Origin of the sequence: Streptomyces sp. SBT349, from assembly GCF_001083795.1 — a bacterium.
Taxonomy (GTDB): domain Bacteria; phylum Actinomycetota; class Actinomycetes; order Streptomycetales; family Streptomycetaceae; genus Streptomyces.
The window spans coordinates 1-8260 of sequence record NZ_LAVK01000329.1 but is presented as its reverse complement, the minus strand read 5'-3'; the positions used below and the strand labels follow the sequence as shown (position 1 = coordinate 8260).

Below are 8260 nucleotides of genomic sequence, written 5' to 3'. Positions count from 1 at the left end.
AGGTGGGGGAGGACGTGGCGGTCTCCTCGTCGGGGTCGGTCTCCAGGGAGTCGATGAGCCGGTCGCGCTCGGGGGTGTTCTCCGGCTTCACCAGGCCGAGACCTATATAGAGGACGAGCGACGTCGCCAGCGGCAGCCCGACGATGGCGGCCTGGGTGGCGTCCTCGACGATGTAGCGGACGACGTACCAGACCGCGAGCCCGCCCGCCCAGGAGGTGATCGCGGCGGTCGGCCCGTTGCGGCGGAACCACGGCAGGAGCCCGAGCATCAGCGGGATCGAGATCGGTCCCATGGTCGCCGCGACCAGTTCCACCACCGTATCGAGGACGAAGCCCTCGCCTCCCGTGCTGATCGCGATCGTCATGCTCAGGGTGACGAACAGCACGGTGGTCACCCGCGCGAACGTGAGCTGCGCGGCCTCCGTCAGCTGCCGCACCCTCGGCACGAGCACCGGGGCGATGTCGCGCGTGATGACGGCGGTGATGACGTTGGAGTCGGAGGCGACCATGGCCATGGTGTGCGAGAAGAACCCGGCGAGCATCAGGCCGATCAGCCCGGCGGGCAGCAACTCCTTGGAGAGCTCGATGTAGGACTCCTCGCCGTTGCTCAGCCCGGGGACGATCAGCGGGGCGGCGATCATCGGCAGGAAGAGGATCAGCGGCCAGACCAGCCAGAGCGCGCTGGACAGCAGCGCCGAGCGGCGGGCGTCGGAGCCGGAGGGCGAGGCCATGTAGCGCTGCGCCAGGTTCCACATGCCGCCGTTGTACTCGAAGGTCTTGACGAAGAGGAACGCGATGATCAGCCAGGTGGTGACCGTTCCGGCGACCGGGTCGCCGCGCCCGTCGGGCAGGTCGCCCCACATGGTGAACGGGAAGTCCGCGCCGAGTTCGGCCATCACGGCGATCAGCATCGCGATCCCGGCCACCGCCTGGATGACGAACTGCCCCATGTCGGTGAGGACATCGGCCCAGAGCCCGCCGACGGCCATGTAGGCCATGGTGGCGATGCCGGTGAAGATGATGCCCCACTCCAGGGGGATGTCCGCGAACCCCTGGAGCAGGACGGATATCGCCACCCACTTGGCGGCGATGTCCACGACCTTCAGCGCCGCGCCGCTGTAGGCGAGGACCTGCTGGGTGGGCAGGTTGTAGCGGCGGGCGAGGTATTCGAGCGGGGACTTGACGTCGTGCTTGGCCCGCAGCCGGTTCCAGCGGGCGGCCCAGATGAACGCGCCGATGCCGACGCCGAGTCCGATGGTGAGCGGCCACCAGAAGTAGACGGTGATGCCGTGGTTGTAGGCCACGGCGGCGAAGGCCACGAACATCACCGCGCTGTACCCCGACATGTGGTGCGAGATCCCGGACAGCCACCAGGGGATCTGGCCCCTGGCGGTGAAGAAGTCGGCGATCGTGTGCACTCGGTTCTTCGACCACCAGCCGATGGCTACGACGACGAGGAAGTAGCCAGCGACCACGATCCAGTCCAACGCGGACATCGCGGCTCCTAACGAGGGTGGGGACTGCCGGGGTTACCAGTGCGCGCGCTTGGGGACGAAGCTCGGCTCGAAGCGCCGCATGTACGCGGTGTCGTCGCGCCGCGTGATGCCGCACGCGAGGTACTGCTCGTGCATGGCCGCGAGGGCGTCGCGGTCCAGTTCGATGCCGAGGCCGGGGCCGTCGGGCAGCGGCACGGCGCCGTCGGTGAACCGGAGCGCGCCGGGGGCCACGACGTCCTGGCCGTCCTGCCACGGGGTGTGCGTGTCGCAGGCGTGGTCCAGGCCGGGGGTGGCGGCGGCCAGGTGGGTCATGGCGGCGAGGCTGATGCCGAGGTGGGAGTTGGAGTGCATGGACAGGCCGAGGCCGAACGTCTTGCACAGCGCCGCGACCTGACTGGAGCGCAGCAGGCCGCCCCAGTAGTGGTGGTCGATGAGCAGGACGCCGATGGCGCCGCGCTCGATGGCCGGGGGGAGGTGGTCGTGGGTGACCACGCACATGTTGGTGGCCAGATCCATCGGCACCTGGGCGGCGACCTCCGCCATGCCCGCGATCTCCGGCGCCGGGTCCTCCAGGTATTCCAGGACGCCTTCGAGCGCCTGGCCGATCCTGACCGAAGTGGCGGGTGTCCAGGCGGCGTTGGGGTCGATGCGCAGCGGCAGGCCGGGGAAGGCGTCGCGGAGCGCCACCACGGCCTCGGCCTCCTCGTCGGGGGGCAGCACGCCGCCCTTCAGCTTGATGGAGCCGAAGCCGTACTCCTCGATGAACAGCCGGGCCTGCGCGACCACGCCCTCGGGGTCGAGCGCGGCGCCGAAGCGGTCCTCGGCCTCACCGGGGTGGGCGCCCCACTTGTAGAAGAGGTAGGCGCTGTAGGGGACGGCCTCGCGGACGGGCCCGCCGAGGAGGTCGGCGACGCGGACGCCCGCGGCCTTGCCCTGGATGTCGAGGCAGGCCACCTCGAAAGGGGAGAAGACCGCGTCCACGGTCTTCTGGTTGGAGCCCGCGCCGGTGAGGCCGTGCTGGTCGGTCCCCACGTCGGTGCCGATCGAGGCGGCCACGCGCGCGTGGATCTCGTGGAGGGCGTGGACGCGCAGGCCGGTCAGGGAGGGGGCGACGGCCCGCAGCCGCTGGAGGTGCGAGAGGTCCCCATAGGTCTCGCCGAGGCCGCTCAGCCCCTCGTCCGTGACGACCTCGACCACCGTCCGCAGGGCCCAGGGCTCGTGCACGCCCATCGCGTTGAGGAGCGGCGGGTCCCGGAAGGCGACGGGGGTCAGGTGGATCTCACGTATGCGCATATCCAGCCCATTCATATATCTGAATTGGGGACAGTCTCATGAACAGACGTCGCAACCTTAGGAGCGCCCCCGAGGCGCGTCAAGAGTCTGAACGGCGTCTCCCTACCGGAACGAGCGGCCGGGCAGCGGCCGGGGGAAATCCGGTCAACGGCCCTCCCGCAGGGCCTCGGCCAGCACCTCCGCGAGGTGCCGCGCCCGGTGCCCGCCGAGCTGGTCGAGCTGGGTGCGGCACGAGTAGCCGTCGGCGAGCAGCACCGCGCCGGGGGCCGCGCCGCGCACGGCGGGCAGCAACTGGTCCTCCGCGCAGGCGACGGAGACGTCGTAGTGCCCGCGCTCGAAGCCGAAGTTGCCCGCGAGGCCGCAGCAGCCCGCCGTCAGTCCCCCGGTGAGCCCGGCGCGCTCGCGCAGCCGGCGGTCCGCCGCGTCGCCGAGCACCGCGCTCTGGTGGCAGTGCGTCTGGCCCGCGACGGGACGGCCGAGCCGGGGCGGCTCCCAGCCGGGCGCGTACGCGTCCAGGGTCTCGGCGAACGTCCGCACCCGCCCGGCCAGTTCGGCGGCGCGCGGGTCGTCGGGCAGCAGCTCGGGCAGGTCGGTGCGCAACGCGGCGGCGCAGGGCGGCTCCAGCACCGTCACCGGAAGCCCCCCGGGCACCCGGTCCAGGGTGCGGCGCAGCACCGCCCGCGCCTGGTCGAGCTGCCCGGTGCTCACATAGGTCAGCCCGCAGCACACCGGCCGCTCGGGCACGGTCGCCCGCAGCCCTGCCGCCGCCAGCACCTCGACGGCGGCGCGCCCCGCCTCGGGAGCGAGGTGGTCGGTGAACGTGTCGGGGAAGAGCACCACCTCGCGCCCCCGCGACCCCGTTCCGGCCATGCCCGCGACCGCCGCCCCCGACCGCCGCCACCAGCGCCGGAACGGCGTCCGCGCCAGCGGCGGGATGGCGCGTTCCGGCGCGATGCCGCCGAGCCGTTTCGCCACCGCGGCCAACGGCCCGACGCGCGCGGCGGCGTTCGCGAACGGGGCCAGGCGCAGCGCCGACGTCAGGGCCAGCCACCGGGGCAGCCGCCCCATCGCGTAGTGCGAGGCGGGCCGCAACCGCCCGCGGTACGCCTGGTACAGCACCTCGGCCTTGTAGGTGGCCATGTCCACATGGACCGGGCAGTCGCCGCGGCAGCCCTTGCAGGACAGGCAGAGGTCGAGCGCCTCGTGCACCTCCGGCGAGCGCCAGCCGCCGGTGATCACCTCGCCGGTCAGCATCTCGTGGAGCAGCCGCGCCCGCCCCCGCGTCGAGTGCTTCTCCTCGCCGGTGGCACGGTAGGAGGGGCACATCACCTGCGCCGGACCCGCCGTCGTCTCGCGGCACTTGGCGACGCCCACGCACCGGCGCACGGCGGCCGAGAAGTCCCCGCCGTCGTCCGGGTAGGCGAACGCGACGGGTCCGGGGCGCCGGGGCAGCCCGGCGAAGCGCAGGTCGGCGTCCAGCGGCGCGGGCCTGGCCAGCACGCCCGGGTTGAGCCCCGCGTCCGGGTCCCACAGGTCCTTGAACCGGCCGAAGACGCCGACCATTTCATCCCCGTACATGCGCGGCAGCAGCTCGGAGCGCGCCAGGCCGTCGCCGTGCTCGCCGGAGAGCGACCCGCCGTGCGCCACCACCAGGTCGGCCAGCTCGCCGGAGAACTCCCGGAAACGGGCGATGCCCTCGGCCGTCAGCAGGTCGAAGTCGATGCGGATGTGAATGCAGCCGTCCCCGAAGTGCCCGTACGGCATGCCGCGCAGGCCGTGGTCTCGCAGCAGCCCGCGGAACTCCCGCAGGTAGGCGCCGAGACGGGCGGGCGGCACCGCGCAGTCCTCCCAGCCGGGCCACGCCTCGCCGCCGTCGGGCCGCCGGGTCGCCACGCCCGAGGCGTCCTCGCGGACCCGCCACAGCGCCCGCTGGTCCAGCGGGTCGGTGACCACCAGGTGCCCGGTGGTCCCGCCGGGCGCCGCGGCCCGGCACAGCGCGGCGGCGTTGGCCTCGGCCTCACCGGTGTGCGAGCCGCCGGTCTCCACGAAGAGCCAGGCCCCGCCGCGCGGCAGGGCGGTGAGCGCCGCGTCGCCGACCAGGTCGGCGGCCATGCCCTCCACGGTCAGCGGGGAGTGCGCGAGCAGCGCGGACGCCGCCTCGGCCGCCGCGGACTCGTCGGGGTAGCCGAGCACGGCGAGCGCGCGGGCGGCGGGCGCCCGGACCAGCCGCACCGTCGCCTCGGTGAGCACGCCGAGCGTTCCCTCGCTGCCGGTGAACGCCCGCGCCCAGTCGCGGCCCTTCTCCGGCAGCAGCTCGTCCAGGGCGTAGCCGGAGATACGGCGCGGCAGCTCCGGGAAGCCGGTGCGCAGCAGCGCGAGATGGCCGCCGACCAGTTCCTCGACCGCGGCGCGCAGCGGCCCGGGACCGTCGAGGCCGCGCTCGCCGCGGGTGAGGACGGCGCGGTCGCCGCGGTAGGTGAGGACGTCGAGGGCGTGGACGTTGTCGGCCGTGGTGCCCCAGGCGACGGAGTGGGAGCCGCAGGAGTTGTTGCCGATCATGCCGCCGAGCGTGCAGCGGCTGTGCGTGGAGGGGTCGGGGCCGAACGTCAGCCCGTGCGGCGCCGCGGCCTCGCGCAGCGTGTCGCAGACGACGCCCGGCTGCACCGTGGCGGTGCGGGCCTCCGGGTCGAGGTCCAAGACGCGGTTCATGTGGCGGGTGAAGTCGAGCACCACGCCGGTCCCCGTGGCCTGGCCCGCGATACTGGTGCCGCCGCCGCGCGCCACCACGGGCGTGGCGTGGGCGCGGCACACGGCCAGGGCCGCGGCCACGTCGTCCGCGTCGCGGGGGGCGACCACGCCGACGGGCACGCGCCGGTAGTTCGAGGCGTCCATGGTGGTCAGGGCCCTGCTCGCCGCGTCGAACGCGACCTCGCCGCGCACGGCTTCCCGCAGGGCGGCGGCCAGCTCCGTACCGTTCCCGTTGTCCATGGCGGACAGCCTGCCCGTTGGGGGCGGTTTGAGGCACGGGGTCCACGCGGGCACGCATGATCACAGTTGTTCATTTTTGAACAGATGCAACCCTCGTATTTATCACAGACTTTAGCTGCGCGAACCTCACGAGACCGCTAGTGTTTCCCAATTGACAGGTCCGGCCCAATATCCCGACCAGAGGTTCCTCGGCTCATGACGGAACGTCCCCCCCTGCGCCATGCGTTGCTCGCCCTGCTCATATCGGTGGTCGTCACCGGACTCGGCTGGCTGGGGGCGGTGTACGCCTCCCCCGAAACGTTCCGAAGAGAGGTCGCCTGGGGCGCCGGACTCGCCGCGGTCCTGCTGACCGCCGCCGTGGTGACCGCCGTCCGCGGCCTCGGCGCCGCCGACGCGATGCGCCTGCGCCTGGCTGAGCGCGAGGCCGAGGCCGCCCGCGCCACCGCCGAGCGCGAGGCGGAGACCGCGCGCTTCGCCGAGGAGACCGTGCCCGCCGTCCTGGAGCGGCTGCGCGGCGGCCTCTCGGCCGACAGCGCGCTCGCCGGGGTCACGCCCCCGCGCCACGACGCGCACCGCCGCGTGCTCCACGCCCTGGCGGGCGAGATCGGCCGGGCCGAGGCGGGCAAGGCCGCCGCCATGGCCGCCAGCGCCAACGCGGCCGGCCGCATGCAGGCGCTCGCCACCAGCATGCTGGCCGACCTGCGCGACATGGAGCACCGGCACACCGACGAGGCCGTCCTCGGCGACCTGCTGCACCTGGACCACCGCACCGCGCAGGCGGGCCGGCTGGCCGACAGCATCGCCGTGCTCACCGGCTCCCGTTCGGGCCGCCGCTGGGCCAAGCCCATCGTCATGGAGTCGATCCTGCGCGGCGCCATGGGCCGCATCGGCGGCTACCAGCGCGTGCGGCTGCACTCGGCCGTCGCCGTCTCCATCGCCGGGCACGCGGCCGAGGGCGTCATGCACGCCCTCGCCGAACTCCTCGACAACGCGGCCAACTTCTCGCCGCCCACGGCCGAAGTCCACGTCTACGCCGAGGAGGTGCCCGCCGGCGTCATCCTCACCATCGAGGACAGCGGCCTCGTCATGAGCGAGGTCGCCCTGCGCCGCGCCGAGCGGGCCGTCTCGGGCGAGCCGCTCGACCTCACCCGCCTCTCCGGCACCAGGCTCGGCCTCGCCGTCGTCGGCTGCCTGGCCCGCAAGCACGGCCTGACCGTCTCGTTCCGCCCCTCGGCCCGCGGCGGCACCGGTGCGCTGCTGATGATCCCGCAGGAGCTCGTCAGCCGCCCGAAGGCCACCGCCACCCCCGCGCCCACCCCGCACGCCGTCGCGCCCGTCGCGCCCGTCACCCGCGCCGAGGCCGCGACCACCGCGCCCGACCCCGGTGACCTGCCCACCCACGACGCGCCCGCCGACGAGGCGGCCCCCGCGGCGGCGGGCGGCCCCGCCGCGGACGGCGAGGCGCCGCCCGCCACCGGCGACCACGCGCCCGCGGGCGAGGCGTGCGAGGAGGTGCTCGCGGGCGAGGACCTGGTCCAGTACAGCGACAGCGGCCTGCCCAAGCGCCGCAGGGGACGCACCCTGGCGAGCGCCCACCAGAACGGCACCACCAGCACCGCACGGCGGTCCCGGCCGACGACGGCCGCGGCCCACTCCCCGGCGGAGTCAGCCGCCCGCTTCGGCGCGTTCCGGCGCGCCATGCGAGGTGAGGGCGACACCACGCCCCCGGCGTCCGCAGCCCCGACACCTTCTCCGGAGGACGACACCCCATGACCGCGGCAACCACCGGAGCATCGCTCAACTGGCTGCTGGAAAGACTTCTGGCCCGGACCCCGGGCGCCCGGCACGCACTTGTGCTCTCCCGTGACGGGCTCAAGCTCTGCCGGACCCCGGAGCTCTCCGAGGACCAGGCCGACCAGCTCGCCGCGATCTCGGCCGGCATCCAGAGCCTCTCGCACGGCGCCTCCATCGAGTTCGGCGACGGAAGCGGCGGGGTGCGGCAGTCCATGACCGAGTTCTACGGCGGCATCCTCTTCATCGTGGAGGCCGGGGACGGCGCCCATCTGGCGATCGTCGCCGAGGACAGCGCCGACGTGGGCCTCATCGGGCACAACATGACCGAGCTGGTCGAGCAGCTCGGCGACTACCTCAGTTCGCCGCCCCGCGAGCAGGTCGCCGAGGGCGGCGGACCCGGATGAGCCGCCCTGGCCGGGACGACGACCCCGACCGGCTCTACACCCTCACCGGAGGCCGCAGCAGGGCCGGGAACGACGCGTTCGACCTGGTCACCCTCGTGGTGGCCGAGTCCGAACCGGCCACCGGCATGCAGTCCGAGCACGCCAGGATCCTGCGCATGGCCGAACACCCCACGGCCGTCGTGGAGATCGCCGCCGAGCTGGGCCTGCCGGTCTCCATCGTGCGGATCCTGCTCAGCGACCTGCTCGCGCTCGGCCGGATCACCGCCCGCCACCCCCACACCGGCGC

At 73.7% G+C, this 8260-nt stretch carries 6 protein-coding genes; 3 read left to right on the top strand and 3 right to left on the bottom strand.

What is annotated here, in order from left to right:
* The 3 genes from ADY01_RS28890 to ADY01_RS28880 all read right to left on the bottom strand — a co-directional run.
* A partial coding sequence (locus tag ADY01_RS28890; protein WP_049579371.1) for a sodium:solute symporter family protein occupies positions 1 to 1495 on the bottom strand: 1495 nt, incomplete at its 3' end.
* A 33-nt stretch (positions 1496 to 1528) separates the two neighbouring features.
* Positions 1529 to 2788: a glucarate dehydratase family protein gene (locus ADY01_RS28885; RefSeq protein ID WP_049579369.1), complete on the bottom strand. Its 1260-nt coding sequence runs from the start codon at positions 2786 to 2788 to the stop codon at positions 1529 to 1531.
* Positions 2789 to 2932: 144 nt separating this feature from the next.
* A complete protein-coding gene (locus ADY01_RS28880) occupies positions 2933 to 5776 on the bottom strand; it encodes an FAD-binding and (Fe-S)-binding domain-containing protein (RefSeq protein ID WP_049579367.1) in 2844 nt (947 codons plus the stop codon).
* A 195-nt stretch (positions 5777 to 5971) separates the two neighbouring features.
* On the opposite strand from ADY01_RS28880, the gene ADY01_RS28875 reads away from it, so the two are divergent.
* From ADY01_RS28875 to ADY01_RS28865, 3 genes are all read left to right on the top strand, one after another.
* A complete protein-coding gene (locus ADY01_RS28875) occupies positions 5972 to 7549 on the top strand; it encodes an ATP-binding protein (RefSeq protein WP_049579365.1) in 1578 nt (525 codons plus the stop codon).
* A complete protein-coding gene (locus ADY01_RS28870; RefSeq protein WP_049579363.1) occupies positions 7546 to 7974 on the top strand; it encodes a roadblock/LC7 domain-containing protein in 429 nt (142 codons plus the stop codon). The genes ADY01_RS28875 and ADY01_RS28870 overlap by 4 nt, the downstream gene beginning before the upstream one ends.
* A partial coding sequence (locus tag ADY01_RS28865; RefSeq protein WP_049579361.1) for a DUF742 domain-containing protein occupies positions 7971 to 8260 on the top strand: 290 nt, incomplete at its 3' end. The genes ADY01_RS28870 and ADY01_RS28865, both read left to right, overlap by 4 nt.